The organism is Kerstersia gyiorum, from assembly GCF_048595715.1.
Classification (GTDB): Bacteria; Pseudomonadota; Gammaproteobacteria; order Burkholderiales; family Burkholderiaceae_B; genus Kerstersia; species Kerstersia gyiorum.
On the sequence record NZ_CP169556.1, the window covers coordinates 787,846 to 805,948 of the forward strand.

An 18,103-nucleotide genomic window follows, 5' to 3' on the forward strand; every position below is an offset into this window, starting at 1 on the left:
TGCGGGGCTTCGCAAGGGGGCAGGGATGGTGCGGCACAGGCAGCAAATGAACGGAGAGTGCTCAATGGAAATGGAGTCTGATAAGGAAATCCTGGAGGCCGTGCAGGCATTGGCGGCCGCATTGACGCAGCGCGGTTGGCGGCTGGGCACGGCAGAGTCCTGCACGGGCGGCCTGTTGGCCGGGGCGCTGACTGCCGTGGCAGGCTCCAGCGATTGGTACCATGGCGGTTTCGTCACCTACAGTAACGCCGAGAAAATTCGCCAGCTGGGCGTTGCCGAAGTGTCCCTGGACATGCATGGTGCGGTCAGCGAACAGGTCGCCAGCCAGATGGCGACTGGTGTTCTGGCCGTCACGCGGGAAACGCAGTTCGCCATTTCCACGACCGGTATTGCCGGCCCTGGTGGCGCGACGCCGGGCAAGCCGGTCGGCATGGTGTGCTTTGGGTTTGCACGGCTGTGCGATGACGGCGTGGTGGTTGCCGCCCAGACCCGCCTGTTCGATGGGGATCGCGCCGCCGTTCGGCGTGCGGCTGTGCTGTATGCCCTGAGGGCGGCGCTGCCGCTGGTCAGCGCGCCCTGCACTACCCGCTGATGCGGCGGGCAGCCTGCTGCCCAGGCCTGTGCTGCCACTGCACTGCCATATACCAAGGTATCGCCGCGCCACCCAAAGATGCACTGGCCTGCGCGCCGGCTGGCGCGCATAATCCGTACTGTTCCGCATCCCTGTGGCGCATCGGCCCGGCTTCCCGTGGCCTGCTCGGTGTCCGGCGCACAGGCCAGGCCCGCGCCTGGACGAGAACATGCTTCGGCCGCCAGGCCGAAGTCCTGCAAAATTGGCCCGCCATGCCGGCGCAGCCATGATTCCACAAAAAAAATGCCAGAAGACAGTTGTAGTTCCTTCTTATTGCGCCTGCGCCGCACTGATTGATCCGGGGTTTCGTCTTGCCCGCGGCGGCCAGGTCATTCCGACGATCCGCAGAGGTAAGAAATGAAATTCCTGAACGTGGCTTTCCTGTCCCGGCATCAGATTGCCATCCACACCCTGTTTGCCAACGCCGCCGGTGCTGCCGCTGCCAGGCAGCGCAGCACGGCTGTGAATCATCCGGCCATGGCCAAGTGTGTGGGCGGCCGCAAGGCGGTTTGGCGTACTACCCCCACTGGTGGCCTGGAGTGCCGTTGGGTGGCCGATGATGGCGCCCAGGGGCGTCCCAGGCGCCGGTCTGCCTATGCCAGAATCGGTGCCTGAAAGCGTGCCGGGGAATGGCGCGGCTGGAACCGGCGGATTCACCGTGAGCGAAGTGATACGCGTGCCGGCACGGCATCCCCTGTTTCGCATGTTCTGAGCCTGCTGCCTGGCTGCGCTGCCGTTCGGCGGCACAGCCAGGCAGGGCGGCATTTGCGCTTCCCTGTTTTCTGCGTGACAGGCAGAACGCAAGGGACGATTGATGATGGAATTCAAGGTATGAGGCGACTGCGGCGGCCGATGGTAAGATCGCTTCGAACAGGCAAGAGGCAGGGAGCCGCCCGCAACATGAAGGACAAGCTGTCTATCACGCGCGAGACCCGTCTGCGGCCGGGCCTGCGCCGGGCGTTGTGGACGGCCTTGCTCCTGCTGGCGATGGCCCTGGTGTTTGTCGCAGATACCGTCACCGATTACGCCATTGCGTTTCCCGTGTTCTATTGTGCAGTCATTCTGGCCGCCATGCGTATTTATGGCAGCCGCACCGTCGTGGCGCTGTCTTCGGCCTGCGTGGTGCTGACCGTCCTGAGCTTTCTGCTGACGCGCAGCGGCGCCTATGAAATCGGACTGATCAATTCTGCGCTGAGTATTGTGGCAATAGGCGTTACCACCTGGCTGGCCTTGAAAATGGCTTCCGCGCAGCGCCTGGCGCATGCCGCGCAAGCGCGCCTGGAGCGTATGGCGCGCTCCAGCAGCATGGGGGAGCTGACCACTTCCATCGCCCATGAAGTCAACCAGCCGCTGGCGGCCATCAGCACCAGCGCCCATGCCTGCCAGCGCTGGCTGGATATGGCGCCACCCAATCTGGAAAAGGCGCGTCAGGCAGCCGGGCGCATCGTCGAGGATGCCCACCGCGCCAGCGCCGTCATTGAACGGGTGCGGGCGCTGACGCGCGGCGAAGCGCCGGCCCGCGAACCTTTCGACCTGAATGCTGCCGTGATCGAGGCGGCCTTGCTGATGCATGCCGAATTCGAGCGGCATGGTGTCGAACTGATCCTGAAGCTGGCCGATGAGATGCCGGCGGTCCTGGCAGACCAGGTCCAGGTGCAGCAGGTGCTCGGCAATCTGTTGCTCAATGCTGCCGAGGTTATGGACCAGGCCGGTATCCGGGCGGGGGCAGTGACCCTCAGCACCGGGCTGGCGCCCGACGGCCAGGCAGAGGTTGCCGTGGCCGACCAGGGGCCGGGCCTGGCGCCTGCCGAACTGGCGCAGATTTTCGATGCTTTCTGGAGCAGCAAGGAAAACGGTCTGGGACTGGGGCTGGCGATCAGCCGTTCTATCGTCGAGGCCAATGGCGGCCGCATAGAAGCCCTGGCACGGCCTGGCGGGGGCCTGGTCTGCCGTTTTACCCTGGCGTTGGCGCCACAGGAGAACGTGTAGTGCAACGAGTATCCGATACCGGCGTGTCACCCATCATTTACGTCGTCGATGACGACGCCTCCATGCGCCTGGCGCTGGAAGACCTGCTGGCCTCAGTGGGCCTGCAGGTCAGCAGCCATGCCTCGGTGGCGGCGTTCCTGGCCTGCGAACGGCCGGATGCGCCTGGCTGCATGATCCTGGACATTCGCATGCCAGGGCAGAGCGGCATGGATTTTCATCGCCAGATGGAAAGTCTAGGCCTGCGCCTGCCAGTGATTTTCATCACCGGCCATGGCGATATCGCCATGGGGGTGGAGGCCATGAAAAATGGCGCCATCGAATTCCTGCCCAAGCCTTTCCGTGACCAGGACTTGCTGGATGCGATCCAGCGCGGCCTGGGGCTGGACCAGGCGCGCCGGGCGCGGGAAGCGGAGATGGCTGTGTTGCGTCGCCACTGGGACACACTGACGGTCGGAGAGCAGGCCGTGATGCAGGGCGTGGCGCGTGGCTTGCTGAACAAGCAGATTGCCGACGAACTGGGCCTGAGCGAAGTGACGGTCAAGGTCCGGCGCGGCAACGTGATGAAGAAAATGCAGGCCCGCACCCTGGCGGACCTGATACGCATGGCGGACCGGCTGGCGCCGTAGCCTTCAGCCGGGGGCCATCTTTCAGCGGCAGGCGTTGATGGCGTCGCGGGTTTCCTGCGCCGCACGGGCGGCGGCTTCACGCCAGTCTTCATCGCTGCTGGCGTATAGTACCGCACGCGAGGAATTGATCATCATGCCGGTGCCGCGGCTGTTGATGCCTGCCCTGACTGTCTTGGGAATATCGCCGCCCTGGGCGCCGATGCCGGGCACCAGCAGGGGGATGTCGTCGCCAATGCGTTGGCGGACGCGTGCCAGTTCTTCGGGCCGGGTTGCACCGACCACCAGGCCGCATTGCTTGTCCTGGTTCCATTGCTGGCGGACGACATCTGCAACACGCAGGTAAAGCGGGTCGCCGTCGCCGATCAGCAGTTCCTGGAAGTCCGCGCCACCGGAATTGGAAGTGCGGCACAGCACGATGATGCCGCGATCCTTCCAGCGCAGGTAGGGCTCGACTGAATCCGAACCCATGTACGGGCTGACCGTCACGGCATCGGCCTGGTAACGTTCGAAAGCTTCCAGCGCGTAGTGCTCGGCGGTGGAGCCGATATCGCCGCGCTTGGCATCCAGGACCAGCACCTTATCGGGATGATGGCTGCGCAGGTGCGCGCACAAGGCTTCGAGCTGGGTTTCGGCGCCATGTGCGGCGAAGTGCGCAATCTGCGGCTTGAAACCACAGACATAGGGGGCGACCGCGTCGGCAATATCCCGGCAGAAACGGAAAATGGCGTCGGGCTGGGCGCCCAGGGAATCCGGGAAGCGCTCGGGCAGGGGGTCCAGTCCGACCATCAGCAGGGAGTTGGAGCTGGTCCAGGCTTTTTCCAGTTTCTGGATGAAAGACATATCAGGCGTAGAAATCCGTTAGGGTTGAAGAAGCAGCCGCGCGGCAAGCAGCCGGACTGCCGCGCAGGGCGCGTCAGTGCAGCTTGACGCGCGAGTGGGTGCGCCGCACCAGCAGGCGGGCCAGCGCCAGCGAGGCCGTACGGCTGACGCCAAGGATGGCGCGGTGGTGCATCAGGTGCAGGCTCATGTACATCATGCGTGCCAGCATGCCGCTCAGGAACAGGCCGCGACCGGTCAGCTTGCCCATGAGGCTGCCGACGCCGGCATCCTGGCCCAGCGATACCAGCGAACCATGGTCTTCATAGACATAGGGCTTGTCTTCCGGGGCTTCGCCTTTCAGGCGGGCGCCCAACTGGCGCGCCAGGTAGCTGGCCTGCTGGTGTGCCGCCTGGGCGCGCGCAGGCACCAGGCGTCCTTCGGTCCAGGGGGCGGCAGCGCAGTCGCCCATGGCATAGATGTCGGGGTCGGGCGTGCGCAATTGCTCGTCGACCATCACCTGGCCATTGCGATGCAGCGGCAGCTCAAGCTTTTGCAGCAGGTCGGGCGCGCTGATGCCGGCTGCCCACAGGCACATGTCGGCATGGAAGCGGCGGCCGTCGCGGGTCGTGACGTGGTCTTCCGTGACACTGGCAACCGCGCAACCGGTTTCGACGCGGATATCCAGGCTTTCCAGGCGGTCCTGGGCAGCCTTGGAAATGCGTTCCGGCAAGGCGGCCAGGATGCGTGGTGCGCCTTCGATCAGGGTGATAGCCAGGTCCAGCCTGGGGTTGAAGGCGGACAGGCTGTAGGCGCTCACTACGTGGCTGGCTTCGCGCAACTCCACGGCCAGCTCCACGCCGGTGGCGCCGCCGCCGACGATAACCAGGTGCAGGCGCGCTTCCGGATCGGTGGCCTTGGCTTGGTCGACGCGCAGCATGGCTTCGAGGATCTGCAGCCGAAAGGCCTCGGCAGCCTCGACGTTATCCAGTGTGACGGCGTGCTCCTGCGCGCCAGGCGTGCCGAAGAAGTTGGCCTTGCTGCCGATTGCCATGACGAGGATGTCGTAGGGCACCTCGCGTGGCGGGATCAGCTCACGGTTGCCGGGGCCGGCAATGGCGCCGATTTTCAGTACCTTGCGTTCGCGGTCGATGTCCAGCATCGGGCCAAGAATGAAGGAAAAATGGCAGATGTGCGCCAGCACCAGATAGGACAGGCCTTCCTGGTGGATATCCAGCGTGCCGGCTGCCACTTCATGCAGCGAGGGCTTCCAGATGTGATAGGGCAGCGAGTCGATCAGCGTGACGGCTTGAGGGCCGTGACGCCGTCCCAGGCGGGCGGCCAGTTCCAGTCCGCCCGCGCCGCCGCCGACGATGACAACGCGGGGAGTGGGGGAAGTGGCACTGTGGCGATGTGCTGTCATGGTGCGTGGCGTGTAGGTGAAAGGGTAATTCTAAGGCATGCGGGGGCCGGACTGGGCGGGCGGCGCGGCATCGGCCGGGCACGCTTATTGCAGGAAGCGCGCTGCCAGGATGGTCAGCCAAACCACGGCGGTGAAGATCAGGCTCAGCATGACCGCCGCACTGCCCAGGTCCTTGGCGCGCCCCAGCAAGGGGTGGCGTTCCACACTGAGCGCATCGGCCAGCGCTTCGATGGCCGAATTCAGCAGCTCGACGACCAGGACGAGCAGTACCACACCGATCAGCATGAAGACTTCGCCGGTATTGCGGCCCAGGAAGAAGGCGGCGGGAATCAGCAGGATGGCCAGCGCCAGCTCTTGGCGGAAAGCGGCTTCGTATTTGATCGCGGCGCCGAAGCCCTGCAGCGAGTAGCGCAGCGCATTGAAAATGCGGCGCAGTCCGCCACGGCTTTTGAACGGCGAATGCTGCTGGGGGGAGGGGGGAGTTTGCGTCACGGTGTGGCGGCCTCATCAGGTGGCGGAGAACAGGCGGGGAGCGCAGCGGTGGCGCCCGGCTGGCCTGCCGGGAAGCATGCGTCAGCCAGGCGGGGCATGTCCCTGTGCGGACGTGATTTTACGTGAACCCTGTGACTCGTGGCTTTCTAGGTGATAGTCCGGCTATGCCGGGGCCGGTACCCGGCATTAGCATGAACGGGTACGGTGCGTCTGGCGCACCATGGGCCTTCAAATCCTGTGCCGCTGATGAATACACTGAACCTGCATGAGCGCATTGCCGCGCTGCGCGGCCTGTTCGAATTCGACGCCGTGCAACTGCTGGCCCATGCGCCGGGTAGCGACAGGCATGTCGAGGTATGGCGGCATGGCTACAACACGCTGTGTGCGACGGCGCTGGCGGTGGATTTCCCGCGCCTGTACCCGCCAGGCTTCACCCGTCGCTTCTCGCCGGTGGAACTCTTGCCGCCATCCATTTCAGAGTCTTCCGAAGGCATGTATCCACCTTTTCGGACCACGCGGCTTTATACCGGTGCGCTGCATGCCTATGGTTTCGAGGATGGCATGACGCTGGAACTGGGCATTCAGGGCGGCTACTGCGGCCTGGCGCATTTTTCCTCACGCAAGGCGGGAATCTTCGACCGTCGTGCGCGGGAGCAGGCGCGCGGCGTGCAGGGCCTGCTGGAAAATTCAGTGCGCGAGCATCTGCCGCCAGTGGCCGGGCAGCAGGAAACCCTGTTGCTGCGTTTCGAGCCAGGGGAGGGCGGTGCGCTGGCCTTGGCGGGCAGGGTTCCGGCGGAGCTGGATGCGCAAGCGTTGGCTCAGGTTCTGCAGGCATGGCCGACTGCGGCGCAGCCCTTGCATTGCTTCTGGCTGATGGGCCGGCGCAGCATGCGGCTTGCCGCCAGGTGGTTGCAACAGGGTGGGGTGCTTGCCAGCCTGTATCCTGCACTGCCGCCGCATGGGATCAGTCTGCGTGAACTGCAAGTTCTGAGTTGGCTGATGGCCGGTCTGCCGGACCGGGAAATCGCGGCTTGCATGGGCGTGGGCGAGCGTACCGTGCATACGCATGTGGCCGGGCTGCTGGTCAAGCTGGGGCTGGAACGGCGTGTTCAGGCAGCTGTGCAGGCAGCCGTGAACGGTTGGTATTTGCCGGACCGGCAAGGCCGGATACTGGCGGCGTTGGGGACATTGGGGGCTTCAGGCTCCTGAACGGTGAAGTGCTGCCGGGCAGCAGCAAGGCAGGCGCCGCCCGACCGGTGCGCTAGCGGATATCGGACAGCAGCGGAACGACTTCATCGACGGCGGCGCGCTCGGCGGGTTGCAGGGTGTCGCCACCCATGCCGGCCAGGAAGTCTCCGTAAGGATCGGCCAGCGAGCGTACGCCGGTCAGTTCCTCGATGACGGCCAGGCCGCAGAAAGGCAGGTAGTGAGGGCTGTAACCGCCTTCCTGGACAAACACGATGCGTCCGTCGCAGATCTCCGTGGCGCAATCTATGGCCCGGCGCGCCATTTGCCGGAAACCAGTGGCGGTGACCATCATGCGCGCCAGCGGGTCAAGCATGCTGGCATCGAATCCGGCGCCGACGATGATGAGTTGCGGCCGGTAGGTGCGCAGCGCCGGCAGCACCACCTGATCCATGGCGTACAGATAGGCGGCGTTGCCGCCACCGGGCGGCAGCGGGACATTGATGTTGTAGCCGTGGCCAGGGCCTTCGCCGCGTTCGGAGCGATAGCCGGAATCGGCGGGGAAGCATAGATGCTGGTGCAGCGAAATAGTCAGCACGGAAGCGTCGCGCCACCAGATGTCCTGTGTGCCGTTGCCGTGGTGTACGTCCCAGTCGAGGATGGCGACCCTGTCCATGCCCAGTACCTCGCGGGCGTAGCCGGCCGCGACCGAAGTGTTGTTGAAGATGCAGAAGCCCATGGCCGCATCGTGGGGGGCGTGGTGGCCGGGCGGATTGACCAGTGCATAGCCCGAGGACAGGTCGCCGCTGGCTACCTTACGGGTCAGTTCAATGGCGCCGCCAGCAGACAGGCGGGCGATCTCCAGGCCGCCATTGCCCATCATGGTGATGCCATCGCCCGTATCGCCGCCAGTGGGCAGGTTGCTGACGCGCTTCATGTTTTCCAGATGCGCGGCGCTGTGGGCGCGCAGGATGTCGGCATCGCTGGCTTCTATCGCAGCAACCGGCGTCAGGTGCTCTATCTGGCCGGAAGCGCACACCAGCTCATGGAAACGACGCTTGGTATCAGGGTGCGCCAGGTGATGGCTGATGGGTTGCATGCGTGCGGCCAGATTGGCTGCCGCGAGGCTGCCGGTGCCAGTATCGACCCAGCCGTAAAGCGTGTTCCAGACGTATCCGATGGCCATGCGTGTCTCCTTGTTGTCGTTGGGGATGGCAGGCTCATGGTAGGCAGGATGGCTTGAATGCGCCTCCGTAGATTTGCGGAGCCGCAGGCCAGGGTTTGCCTGGGGGCATCACGTGAAACGCCCCGCCAGGATGACTCCTGGCGGGGCGTTTGTCGCAACGGCCGGGGAGGGTGAGGCTCTCCCCGGCAGAGGCAGGCGTAGGCTTAGAAGCCCATGCCGCCCATGCCGCCCATGTCGGGCATGGCCGGCGCGGCCGGCTTGTCTTCGACGATTTCGACGACAGCGGCTTCAGCGGTCAGCAGCAGGCTGGCGATGGAAGCAGCGTTTTGCAGGGCATTGCGGGTCACCTTGGTGGGATCCAGCACGCCTTGCTCGACCAGGTCGGCGTACTCGCCGGTGGCAGCGTTGTAGCCGTAGTTGCCCTTGCTGTTCAGCACGGTGTTGACGACCACGCTGGACTCTTCGCCAGCGTTTTCGACGATGGTGCGCAGCGGCGCTTCGATAGCGCGCAGGATCAGCTGGATACCGGCGTTCTGGTCAGGCGTATCGCCCTTCAGGTCGGCAACCGCTTGCTTGGCACGCAGCAGCGCCACGCCGCCGCCAGCCACCACGCCTTCTTCCACAGCAGCGCGGGTAGCGTGCAGGGCGTCTTCAACGCGGGCCTTCTTTTCCTTCATTTCCACTTCGGTGGCAGCACCGACGCGGATCACGGCCACACCACCAGCCAGCTTGGCGACGCGCTCTTGCAGCTTCTCGCGGTCGTAGTCGGAGGAAGCTTCCTCGACTTGCAGGCGGATTTGCTTGACGCGGGCTTCGATGCTGGCAGCAGCACCGGCGCCGTCGATGATGGTGGTGTTTTCCTTGCCCACTTCGATGCGCTTGGCCTGGCCCAGCTCTTCCAGCGTGGCCTTTTCCAGCGACATGCCGGTTTCTTCGGAGATCACCGTGCCGCCCGTCAGGATGGCGATGTCTTCCAGCATGGCCTTGCGGCGGTCGCCGAAGCCAGGCGCCTTGACGGCGGTGGTCTTCAGGATGCCACGGATGTTGTTGACCACCAGGGTCGCCAGGGCTTCGCCTTCGACGTCTTCGGCGATGATCAGCAGCGGACGGCTGGATTTGGCAACTTGCTCCAGCACCGGCAGCAGGTCACGGATGTTGCTGATCTTCTTGTCGTAGATCAGGATGAAGGGGTCATCCAGGGCGGCAACTTGCTTTTCCTGGTTGTTGATGAAGTAGGGCGACAGGTAGCCGCGGTCGAATTGCATGCCTTCGACGACGTCCAGCTCGTTTTCCAGCGACTTGCCGTCTTCGACGGTGATGACGCCTTCCTTGCCGACCTTGTCCATGGCGTCAGCAATGATCTGACCGACGGAAGCGTCGCTGTTGGCCGAGATGGAACCGACCTGGGCAATTTCCTTGCTGGTCGTGATGGCCTTGCTCTGGCTCTTCAGTTGCTCGACGATGGCGACAACAGCCTTGTCGATACCGCGCTTCAGGTCGATGGGGTTGAAGCCGGCGGCAACGTACTTCAGGCCTTCTTGAACGACGGCCTGGGCCAGCACGGTGGCGGTGGTGGTGCCGTCACCGGCGTTGTCGTTGGTACGCGAAGCGACATCTTTGACGAGCTGTGCGCCGATGTTTTCGAACTTGTCCTTCAGTTCGATTTCCTTGGCGACGGAAACGCCGTCCTTGGTCACCAGCGGGGCGCCGAAGGAGCGTTCCAGCACAACGTTGCGGCCTTTCGGGCCCAGGGTGGTCTTAACGGCGTTGGCGAGGATATTGACGCCACGGACGATGCGCACGCGGGCGTCATCACCGAACAGAACTTGCTTGGCAGCCATTGTGTTATTCCTTACTAGAGATCTGTGTAGGGTGGATCAGGCTTGGAATCAGCTTACTGAATCACGGCAAGGACTTCGTCCTCGCGGATGACCAGCAGCTCTTCGCCATCGACCTTGACGGCCTGGCCGGCATACTTGCCGAACAGCACCTTGTCGCCGACCTTCAGGTCGACCGGCAGCACCTTGCCGTCTTCGGTCTTCTTGCCGGGGCCGACGGCCAGGACTTCGCCTTGGTCGGGCTTCTCAGCGGCGCTTTCGGGGATAACGATGCCGGAGGCAGTCTTGCGTTCGTTGTCCAGACGCTTGATGATCACACGATCATGCAGGGGACGCAGGGCCATGAAGAACTCCTGTATATCTAGCTAAGGTTTGAATGAGGTAACAAAACCAATTTGGTAATGCAGGGGCCGAAAGGCTTGTTAGCACTCGACGGCCTTGAGTGCTAATTATAAGGACGGCTTTGCATTTTTCAAGGGGGAATGATCCGAGGTCTGCCCGGCGCCACCGGACGGCATGCGCTGGGGGCGCAGACGTTTTGTGCTTCTCGCCCTCGATTGCATTGATGCAACAGAATGCAGTGCCAACCCCAAGAGCAAGTGGATTCCGGCTGCATTGGAAAATATGGATGAGTATAATTCTCAATCCTGATTTTCAGTCTATGCGCTTGGAGCGTGCTTCATGAGTCAACCGGCGGACGCGGCGGCCATCGCCGAAACCATGTATGTGGCGCATCACCGCTGGCTGCTGGTGCGCCTGCGCAATAAGCTGGGCAATAACGAAGAGGCGGCAGATCTGGTGCAGAACACGTTCGTGCAGGTGCTGACATCGCGCGAACTGGACAGGATCAAGGAACCGCGGGCCTACCTCACAACCATCGCGCAGAACCTGCTGGCCAATTATTTCCGCCGCCAGGCTCTGGAAAGGGCATATCTGGAAGCCCTGGCCAGCCTGCCGGAAGCCATGGCGCCCTCAGTCGAAACCCGCGCCATCGCGCTCGAAACCCTGCAGGAGGTGGACAGGCTGCTGGCCGGCGTGCCGCGCCAGGCGCGCCAGGCTTTCCTGATGGCCCAGGTTGATGGCATGACGCACGCCGAAATTGCGCAAGCCCTGGATATTTCGATTGCGACAGTAAAACGCCGCATTCTGGTTGCTGCGCAGCGCTGCTATTTTGCGGACCTGCTGGACTGACATTCGGTACGAGGCAAGGGAGCGGGCATGGCGGAAAAACAGATACTGAATGAAAGCGAAACCGCCGGGCAGGTCACTCCGGGGGCCGCGCGCGAGGCCTTGAACTGGCTGCTGCGCATGCAGTCCGGTGATTTTCCTGCACGCCAGCGGCTGGCATGGCAACGCTGGCGCGCCGCCAGCCCGACGCATGAATCCGCCTGGCAGCGTATTGAACAGGTCAACCGCCGGCTGGGTGTGCTGGATTCTGCACCGGTTGCCATGCATGCCCTGGATGCTTCCGGGCGTGTCAGGCGCCGCAACCTCAAGTTGCTGGGTGGCATGGCGGGGCTGGGCCTGGTGGCGCTGGGCGGGCGCGAGATTTTCAACTGGCGTTTCGGCGGCGCCTATATCAGTGGCATCGGCGAGCTGCAGGCTGCGACGCTGCCTGATGGTTCGCGCCTGCTGCTCAATACCGATTCTGCGGTGGACCTGTTGGCCGATGAGCAGGGCTATATCCTGGTGCTGCGCCGTGGGGAAATCATGATTACCACTGCGGCGGGCCTCGTGGCGCCCTTCAGGTTGCGTACGGCCTACGGAGCCCTGCGTACCCCAGCGGCGAGTTTTCTTGTCCGGGATGAATCGACAGCCTGCCGGGCCGGCGTGCTCACGGGCAGTGTGGAGATCAGTCCGGCCGATGACCTGCAGGCGAGCTATCTGGTGCAGGCTGGGCAGCAGACTCGTTTTTCCAGGGCGGCGGCGGCCGGTCTGGAGGCCTTGCCGCCTCATGCCAGTGCCTGGACCGACGGCATGCTGATTGCAGTGGATATGCCCTTGTCACGTTTCCTGGCCGAGCTGGGCCGTTATCGCCATGGCATTCTGCGCTGCGCGCCGGAGATCGCCGACTGGCGAATTTCCGGCTCCTACCCTGTGGCAGATACCGAGCGCGCGCTGGCGGCGCTGGTCCGGGCGTTACCCGTTGTCGTGAAAAAACGTACGGATTACTGGGTTACCGTCGAAGCCCGCTGAACGTCAGGCGCGGTGTTGCCAAGGCTGGATGTGGCCGCCAGACGCAGGCCAGGCGGGATGTCCTGGCCGGCTCCGGTGGTAGCGGGCCTGGGATAAAAAAGTGAGCTGTTTTTTCGTGTCGCGTGTCAGGTTAGGTAATACGACACTTTCCAGGGGCGGGCCTGTCCCGTTGCAGCATGAAAAAACGGAGTTTCAGACAAATGCCAGCGCCAGCAATGCGCCCGGGCGTGGTGCTTGCCACGCTGTTGTGCTGCGCCGCTGCGCTGGGGCACAGCGCAGGCGCCAGCGCACAGCCCGCAGCTGCCGCGCAGGCGGACAGTCTGCATGATTTCCAGATTGGCGCCGGGCCGCTGGATCAGGCGCTGGCAACTTTCGGCCGCATTTCCGGCGGCTTGATTTCCTACGATGCCAGGCTGGCTGCAGGGAAAAGTACTTCCGGTCTGCAAGGCAGCTACAGCTTGGAGCGGGGGCTGGCGCAATTGCTGCGCGGCACCGGCTTGCAGGCCAGGCGGCTGGAACGCGGCGGCTGGTTGCTGGAACCGGTTCCAACCTCAGCGAGCCGGCCAGTCGTCCTCGATACCGTGGAAGTGACCGCTGATGCGCCTTCGCCCAAGGATGAGGTGTATCGCACGGCTGGTTCGGTCAATTACCTGACGCGTGAAGATATCGAACTGTTCCGTGGCACTTCGGTAGGCGATATTTTCCAGGGCATTCCCGGCGTGCTGGTCGGGGAAAACCGCAACTCAGGCGGCCTGGACATCAATATCCGCGGGATGCAGGGGCAGGGCCGCGTACCGGTGCTGCTGGACGGTTCGCGCCAGGAAACCACGGTGTACCGGGGCTATGCCGGGGTCTCGTCACGCACCTATATCGACCCCGACCTCATCGGTGGCATCCAGATAGACAAGGGGCCGACGATGGACGCTGGCGGCACTGGCGCAATTGGTGGGCTGGTGAGCATGCGGACCATCAATGCCGACGATATTGTCATGGATGACAACAGCTTTGGTATCCGTGTGCGGGGCCAGGCCATCGGCAACAACAGCGGTTCGGCGCCACCGCCGGGCACGCCTGCCGGCTATCACCTGGGGAATTTCGGTGACGATGGCGTTTACCGCACGGATTGCGCCCGGCCCGATATCTGCAGCCAGCAGCATCCCGGTCAGCCTCGTACCTATGAGCTGCCGGACAGCTTTGCGCCGGATGTCGGCATGAACCGGCCATCCTGGTACATGCCGAAAAGCTGGGCGGGCAGCCTGGCCATCGCCCAGCGTTTCGACAAGGTGGACCTCGTGGCGGCAGTCGCCAAGCGTACCCAGGGCAATTACTACGCGGGCACCCATGGCCCCACGCCCTATATGGACCTGTCGGACACGGTCAAGAAACCGTTCTATACCGAAGTCCGGCCCTCGCGCGAGGGCGCCACCCGGTTTCGGGCGGGCGAACGCATCGTCAACAGCAACTATGACAGCCGCTCTGCGCTGGTGAAGGCCAAGGTCTTTCTGCCGGCAGACCAGGAACTGGAAATGAGCTGGATGCGCTACCAGAGCGATTACGGTGAATTGATGCCGTCGCAATTACTTTGGTTCGGCAGCGTGCGCCAGACCGATAACAGCCATGTGACGGCCAATACCTATACCACGCGCTACCGCTGGCAGCCGGTCGACAATGCGCTCATCGACCTGCGCGCCAATCTCTGGCATACCCGTACCAACAGCGCCAATACCTTCTACTACTTCGAAATTGGCGACCAGAGCTACACCGAAGGCAGCAGCGACGTTGCAGAGCTGTACAAGCGTACCGGCCTGGATCTTACCAATACCTCGCGTTTTGCCGCCTGGGGTGAGCCAGAATTGCGCTACGGTTTTTCTTTGCAGCGCGAGGATGTTAAACCGGTAGGCAATTCTTCAGGTGGTTGGACCAATACCCGCCCTGAGGATGTACGAGACGGGGAGCGGCACGAGTACAGCGCCTTCGTCGCGTTCAAATGGAAGGTGCTGCCGCAGGTGACGATGGATGCGGGTTTGCGGCATACCCGCTACAAGGCAGAAGACCACAAGCCGCAGGCGCTCAAGCAGGATAACCCCTTGTGCGTGGACACGAACGGCGACGGCCAGTGCGATCCGGTCTACAACCGGTCGCGCAACCATGGCACGGCGCCGCTGGCCAGCCTGACCTGGGAACCGCTGGACGGCTTGCAACTGTACGCTCGCTATGCCGAGGCCTTCCGTATGCCTAGCCTGTTCGAAAGCACCCAGGGCCTGTCGGTGTCGCCAACGCTGGATATCGAACTGCAGCCCGAACATGCCAAAAATCGGGAAATCGGGCTGAACATCCTGCATGACGGTCTGCTGACCGACAAGGACAAGTTCCGGGTGAAGCTGGCGTACTTCCGCAATCACACCAAGGATTACCTCACTCGTACCTCGGTCAATCTTTGGGAGCAGCCTTCCGGCAACAGCAACGACTTCTTCCGCCTGCGCAATATCGACAGTGTCAGCGTGCATGGCACGGAATTGCTGTTGGAGTACGACACCGGCCCGTATTTCATGGAGCTGGGCGGCACCAAGTACCAGAAGATCGAGGTGTGCCACCACGGCAGCCTGCGCCGCTACGACTGCACCAATTACGGGGTGGCCAACAGTTATTTCAACAACATGATTCCGCCGCGCTGGCACGCGTCGGCCAAGGTGGGTACGCGGCTGTTCGACCGGCGCCTGACGATGGGGGTTCGCGGCACCTTCATGGGCCAGCGCAACATGGGCACTTTCCATGACGACACCAAGAACGGATTCCTGCGTCCGGTGATGTGGCACGAATACAAGGTGTTCGATTTCTTCGCGAGCTGGCGCGTCAACGACCATTTCAGCCTGGACTTCAATATCGACAACTTTACGGATCGCTATTACCTGGATGCGCTCAGCCTGGGCCTGGTGCCTGCCCCCGGGCGCACTGCCAGATTGAGCGGAACCCTGCAATTCTGACGCCTCAGGTCGGGCGGAAAAGGAACTACATGTCATGAAAATTTCATTGAGAAATCTGTTTGCAGGCCTGGGGTCTGCGCTGCTGGTCGCCGCTTGCGGCGGCGATCATGCTGGCGGCCTGGAGACGGGCGGCAACGGCAACTCGGGCCAGGGCCGTCCCGTGGCCAACGCCGGGACCACGCAAAGCGTGGCGGCAGGCAGCACGGTGACGCTGGATGGCAGCTTGAGCACCACGCCTTCCGGCACGTTGGGCTACCAGTGGACGCTGGTGGACAAGCCGGCCGAAAGCACGGCCGAACTGCAGGGTGCGACCAGCGCGCGTCCGAGCTTCGTGGCCGACAAGGTTGGCCGCTACGAGGCGGATCTGGTTGTCAGCAATGGCAGTGCCAGCAGCGATCACGCCCGGGTGGTGGTCATGGCGGGCAACAAGGACCCGATCGCGGATGGCCCGACGACCCTGATGAACGAACTGGTGGACGGCTGGGTGCAGCTGGATGCCAGTTACAGCCAGCCGCCGGCTGGCGGCGATCCGAGCGGCCTGGTCTATCAGTGGAATGTCACCGACCCCAAGGGCGCGGCAGTTCAGTTGTTCGACAGCAAGTCCGCGCGGCCCGGCTTCATTCCTGCCACCGATGGCCTGTACCTGGCCAAGCTGGTCGTGCTGTATGGCGCCCGCTCCAGCAGCGAGTTCGTTATCTCCGTCGACGTAACCAAGGCCAATACTCAACCCGTGTCCCATGTGGGCGGTGAGAACGGCAAGTATGCCGGAGTGCGGGGCCAGGGCGTGCAGCTGGATGGATCGCAGAGTTCGGATGCGGATGGCGATGCGCTGAGCTACACCTGGACCCTGGTGCCATATCCGGATATCAACAACGGCAAATACATGCCGTACTCCAATGCGCGCCTGGAAAATGCGGATTCGGCCACGCCGACCTTCCATGCGGACCGTGCAGGGATCTATTCCGTGCAGCTGCACGTGTTTGATGGCGTGGCGCGCAGCCAGGCGAGAACCGCGACGGTCACGCTCACCAAGCCGGAAGGGGCGGAGAACACTCCGCCAGTCGCACACCTGCGTGAATACTATCCGCTCAACGAAGCTGAAATGAGTGTCTGGGGCTATGCCTATTTCTACAGCGATTCCTACGACCTGGATGATGACAAGCTGAGCTACAAGTGGGAATGGGGCGAAACGCCTGTCGGCTTCAACAAGACCGATCTCAGCGGTCGGGCGAACAGCGCCAGCGTTTCCTTCATTCCGACGGCCGATGGCAAGGCCACCGGCACACCGGTGGAGGGGTATTACACGATTTACCTGACCGTCAATGACGGTCAGATGGACAGCCAGCGTGTGACCCAGACCATTCATGTGCGCACGGGGGCCAATAAGCGGCCGACGGCCTCGGTCAAGACTGATTTCCCGGCAGTCATGGTGGGCAGCGAGGCCTGGTTCGACGGTTCGACCAGCTCTGACCCCAACGACGGCACGCTGGGCCTGAAATACCAGTGGCGTTGGGTTACCCGGCCAAAGGGCAGCACTGCGGAATTCAGCGCGCCGACTGCCGCGCGCACGAGCTTCGTGCCGGACGTGGCCGGCGCCTTCACGGCTGAATTGATCGTCACGGACAATGACGGGACGCCGAGCAAGGAATCCGAATGGAGCGCCATGCCGGTGACCGGCACCATCATGGCGAAAAAGACCAACAACAAGCCGGTTGTGCGTTTCCTGGGCGTGAATTACAACGTTCTGACTGGTACTTCGCCAGGCCTGGATAGCGAAACCGGCTTGTATGTCTACACGCTGGGCAAGGACTCTACCGGTTCATGCCAGACCATGGATGCTTCGCGGCGCGGCAGTTTCGACAACTTCACGGTCTCGGCGCGGGCCCACGATCCTGACGGCGACACGCTGTTTTACGACCTTACCCTGGAGCAGCCGGCCGGCAGCGATTTTCAGCGTTCCTATACCGGCCAGGTCGGTGCCAGCGGCAATATTGGTGTGCAATTGTGCGATTTTCGGATTCCCGGCGATTACAAATTCACGCTGCAGGTATCGGACAGCTTTGAACTGACGGAACCGCAAACGCTGACGGTCAGGGTAGAGCCGCAACCTGCCGACTTCAGCACGCTGAAGCTGGAGCATGCGTCGCCAGCCAATGACTGGACGCCGCAGCTGGGCGAAGCTGGCCGTGAAGGTTTCAATGTGCTGTACCGTTTGGATCAGGGGAATTACACCCAGTGGGAGTGCGCCTTCACGTGCAAGCCTTCTTATGAGGAATACGGCCAGGGCGGTGTGATGGAGTACTACCGGCTGACAGCGGTGGGCCGCGATTACACGATCAAGGAAGTCGAACGCTCGGTCAAGCTGTTCTATCCGGCGGCCGAGGGCCAGCCGGCTTATACCGGCGACTTCCCCAATTCGGCCAGCTACCTGCCCGAGTTCGTCAATCTGCCGACCGTGATCCGGGCTGGCGAGTCTGTGGTGTTCGGGCTGCGGTTGCCGCCGTCGCCGCCGCGTCGCACCCGCCAGAATACCCAGAGCGGGGATATGTACCACTACACCTGGGTCTTCCATGTGCCGGAACTGCTGACGCAGAACAGCACGGGTTCGGACATTACCGGCCGCTTCACGCGTTCGCAGCGTCTGGATGTTCCCTTCCTGCCATGATGCCGTGACGAACTGCCGGCGCTTGTTGCCGGCAGCTATCCGAGGGTTTGAACGACCGCCAGACCACACCCG

General features: G+C 63.1%; 15 protein-coding genes. 9 read left to right on the forward strand and 6 right to left on the reverse strand.

Annotated features, from left to right (window positions below):
* The first annotated feature begins 64 nt into the window (after positions 1-64).
* From ACEW7X_RS03470 to ACEW7X_RS03485, 4 genes are all read left to right on the forward strand, one after another.
* Entirely contained in the window at positions 65-592 is a 528-nt protein-coding gene (locus tag ACEW7X_RS03470) for a CinA family protein (protein WP_238591446.1), read from the forward strand.
* 396 nt (positions 593-988) lie between these two features.
* The gene (locus ACEW7X_RS03475) at positions 989-1,246 is read left to right on the forward strand and encodes a hypothetical protein (protein ID WP_068375000.1); all 258 of its coding nucleotides are present in this window, start codon (positions 989-991) and stop codon (positions 1,244-1,246) included.
* Positions 1,247-1,531: 285 nt separating this feature from the next.
* Positions 1,532-2,620 carry a sensor histidine kinase gene (locus ACEW7X_RS03480; RefSeq protein WP_130487317.1) on the forward strand — a complete coding sequence of 363 codons (1,089 nt, stop codon included), beginning with the start codon at positions 1,532-1,534 and terminating at the stop codon, positions 2,618-2,620.
* Positions 2,620-3,246 carry a response regulator transcription factor gene (locus ACEW7X_RS03485; RefSeq protein WP_068374998.1) on the forward strand — a complete coding sequence of 209 codons (627 nt, stop codon included), beginning with the start codon at positions 2,620-2,622 and terminating at the stop codon, positions 3,244-3,246. The genes ACEW7X_RS03480 and ACEW7X_RS03485 overlap by 1 nt, the downstream gene beginning before the upstream one ends.
* 21 nt (positions 3,247-3,267) lie before the next feature.
* Here the strand turns inward: ACEW7X_RS03485 and pyrF are convergent, their stop codons facing one another.
* From pyrF to ACEW7X_RS03500, 3 genes are all read right to left on the reverse strand, one after another.
* Positions 3,268-4,086, reverse strand: a complete 819-nt coding sequence (pyrF, locus tag ACEW7X_RS03490; protein ID WP_130487316.1) for an orotidine-5'-phosphate decarboxylase — start codon at positions 4,084-4,086, stop codon at positions 3,268-3,270.
* 73 nt (positions 4,087-4,159) lie between these two features.
* A complete protein-coding gene (locus ACEW7X_RS03495) occupies positions 4,160-5,485 on the reverse strand; it encodes an NAD(P)/FAD-dependent oxidoreductase (RefSeq protein WP_068374994.1) in 1,326 nt (441 codons plus the stop codon).
* A gap of 84 nt (positions 5,486-5,569) precedes the next feature.
* Positions 5,570-5,977: a diacylglycerol kinase gene (locus tag ACEW7X_RS03500; RefSeq protein WP_068374990.1), complete on the reverse strand. Its 408-nt coding sequence runs from the start codon at positions 5,975-5,977 to the stop codon at positions 5,570-5,572.
* 246 nt (positions 5,978-6,223) lie between these two features.
* Here ACEW7X_RS03500 and ACEW7X_RS03505 point away from each other — a divergent pair, with 246 nt between their 5' ends.
* Positions 6,224-7,186 carry a helix-turn-helix transcriptional regulator gene (locus ACEW7X_RS03505; RefSeq protein ID WP_130487315.1) on the forward strand — a complete coding sequence of 321 codons (963 nt, stop codon included), beginning with the start codon at positions 6,224-6,226 and terminating at the stop codon, positions 7,184-7,186.
* 52 nt (positions 7,187-7,238) lie between these two features.
* Here the strand turns inward: ACEW7X_RS03505 and ACEW7X_RS03510 are convergent, their stop codons facing one another.
* From ACEW7X_RS03510 to ACEW7X_RS03520, 3 genes are all read right to left on the reverse strand, one after another.
* Positions 7,239-8,348 carry a class II histone deacetylase gene (locus ACEW7X_RS03510; RefSeq protein ID WP_130487314.1) on the reverse strand — a complete coding sequence of 370 codons (1,110 nt, stop codon included), beginning with the start codon at positions 8,346-8,348 and terminating at the stop codon, positions 7,239-7,241.
* A 203-nt stretch (positions 8,349-8,551) separates the two neighbouring features.
* Positions 8,552-10,189 (reverse strand): chaperonin GroEL, encoded by a 1,638-nt coding sequence (gene groL, locus ACEW7X_RS03515; protein ID WP_068374984.1) that lies wholly within the window; start codon positions 10,187-10,189, stop codon positions 8,552-8,554.
* 53 nt (positions 10,190-10,242) lie between these two features.
* A complete protein-coding gene (locus ACEW7X_RS03520; RefSeq protein WP_068374980.1) occupies positions 10,243-10,530 on the reverse strand; it encodes a co-chaperone GroES in 288 nt (95 codons plus the stop codon).
* A gap of 337 nt (positions 10,531-10,867) precedes the next feature.
* On the opposite strand from ACEW7X_RS03520, the gene ACEW7X_RS03525 reads away from it, so the two are divergent.
* The 4 genes from ACEW7X_RS03525 to ACEW7X_RS03540 all read left to right on the forward strand — a co-directional run bounded on the left by ACEW7X_RS03525 (position 10,868) and on the right by ACEW7X_RS03540 (position 18,031).
* Positions 10,868-11,377, forward strand: a complete 510-nt coding sequence (locus ACEW7X_RS03525) for a sigma-70 family RNA polymerase sigma factor (protein WP_134838086.1) — start codon at positions 10,868-10,870, stop codon at positions 11,375-11,377.
* Positions 11,378-11,404: 27 nt separating this feature from the next.
* Positions 11,405-12,382, forward strand: a complete 978-nt coding sequence (locus ACEW7X_RS03530; protein ID WP_134838087.1) for a DUF4880 domain-containing protein — start codon at positions 11,405-11,407, stop codon at positions 12,380-12,382.
* A gap of 200 nt (positions 12,383-12,582) precedes the next feature.
* Complete coding sequence (locus tag ACEW7X_RS03535; RefSeq protein ID WP_134838088.1) at positions 12,583-15,366, forward strand: TonB-dependent receptor; 2,784 nt, start codon at positions 12,583-12,585, stop codon at positions 15,364-15,366.
* Positions 15,367-15,400: 34 nt separating this feature from the next.
* Complete coding sequence (locus ACEW7X_RS03540) at positions 15,401-18,031, forward strand: PKD domain-containing protein (protein ID WP_420177609.1); 2,631 nt, start codon at positions 15,401-15,403, stop codon at positions 18,029-18,031.
* Positions 18,032-18,103 lie beyond the last annotated feature (72 nt).

Bases quoted from the DNA above. Each gene is read 5' to 3' on its own strand.
- ACEW7X_RS03470 (WP_238591446.1), top strand. From the start codon at position 65: ATGGAAATGGAGTCTGATAAGGAAATCCTGGAGGCCGTGCAGGCATTG.
- ACEW7X_RS03475 (WP_068375000.1), top strand. From the start codon at position 989: ATGAAATTCCTGAACGTGGCTTTCCTGTCCCGGCATCAGATTGCCATC.
- ACEW7X_RS03480 (WP_130487317.1), top strand. From the start codon at position 1,532: ATGAAGGACAAGCTGTCTATCACGCGCGAGACCCGTCTGCGGCCGGGC.
- pyrF (WP_130487316.1), bottom strand. From the start codon at position 4,086: ATGTCTTTCATCCAGAAACTGGAAAAAGCCTGGACCAGCTCCAACTCC.
- ACEW7X_RS03495 (WP_068374994.1), bottom strand. From the start codon at position 5,485: ATGACAGCACATCGCCACAGTGCCACTTCCCCCACTCCCCGCGTTGTC.
- ACEW7X_RS03505 (WP_130487315.1), top strand. From the start codon at position 6,224: ATGAATACACTGAACCTGCATGAGCGCATTGCCGCGCTGCGCGGCCTG.
- ACEW7X_RS03510 (WP_130487314.1), bottom strand. From the start codon at position 8,348: ATGGCCATCGGATACGTCTGGAACACGCTTTACGGCTGGGTCGATACT.
- groL (WP_068374984.1), bottom strand. From the start codon at position 10,189: ATGGCTGCCAAGCAAGTTCTGTTCGGTGATGACGCCCGCGTGCGCATC.
- ACEW7X_RS03520 (WP_068374980.1), bottom strand. From the start codon at position 10,530: ATGGCCCTGCGTCCCCTGCATGATCGTGTGATCATCAAGCGTCTGGAC.
- ACEW7X_RS03525 (WP_134838086.1), top strand. From the start codon at position 10,868: ATGAGTCAACCGGCGGACGCGGCGGCCATCGCCGAAACCATGTATGTG.
- ACEW7X_RS03530 (WP_134838087.1), top strand. From the start codon at position 11,405: ATGGCGGAAAAACAGATACTGAATGAAAGCGAAACCGCCGGGCAGGTC.
- ACEW7X_RS03535 (WP_134838088.1), top strand. From the start codon at position 12,583: ATGCCAGCGCCAGCAATGCGCCCGGGCGTGGTGCTTGCCACGCTGTTG.
- ACEW7X_RS03540 (WP_420177609.1), top strand. From the start codon at position 15,401: ATGAAAATTTCATTGAGAAATCTGTTTGCAGGCCTGGGGTCTGCGCTG.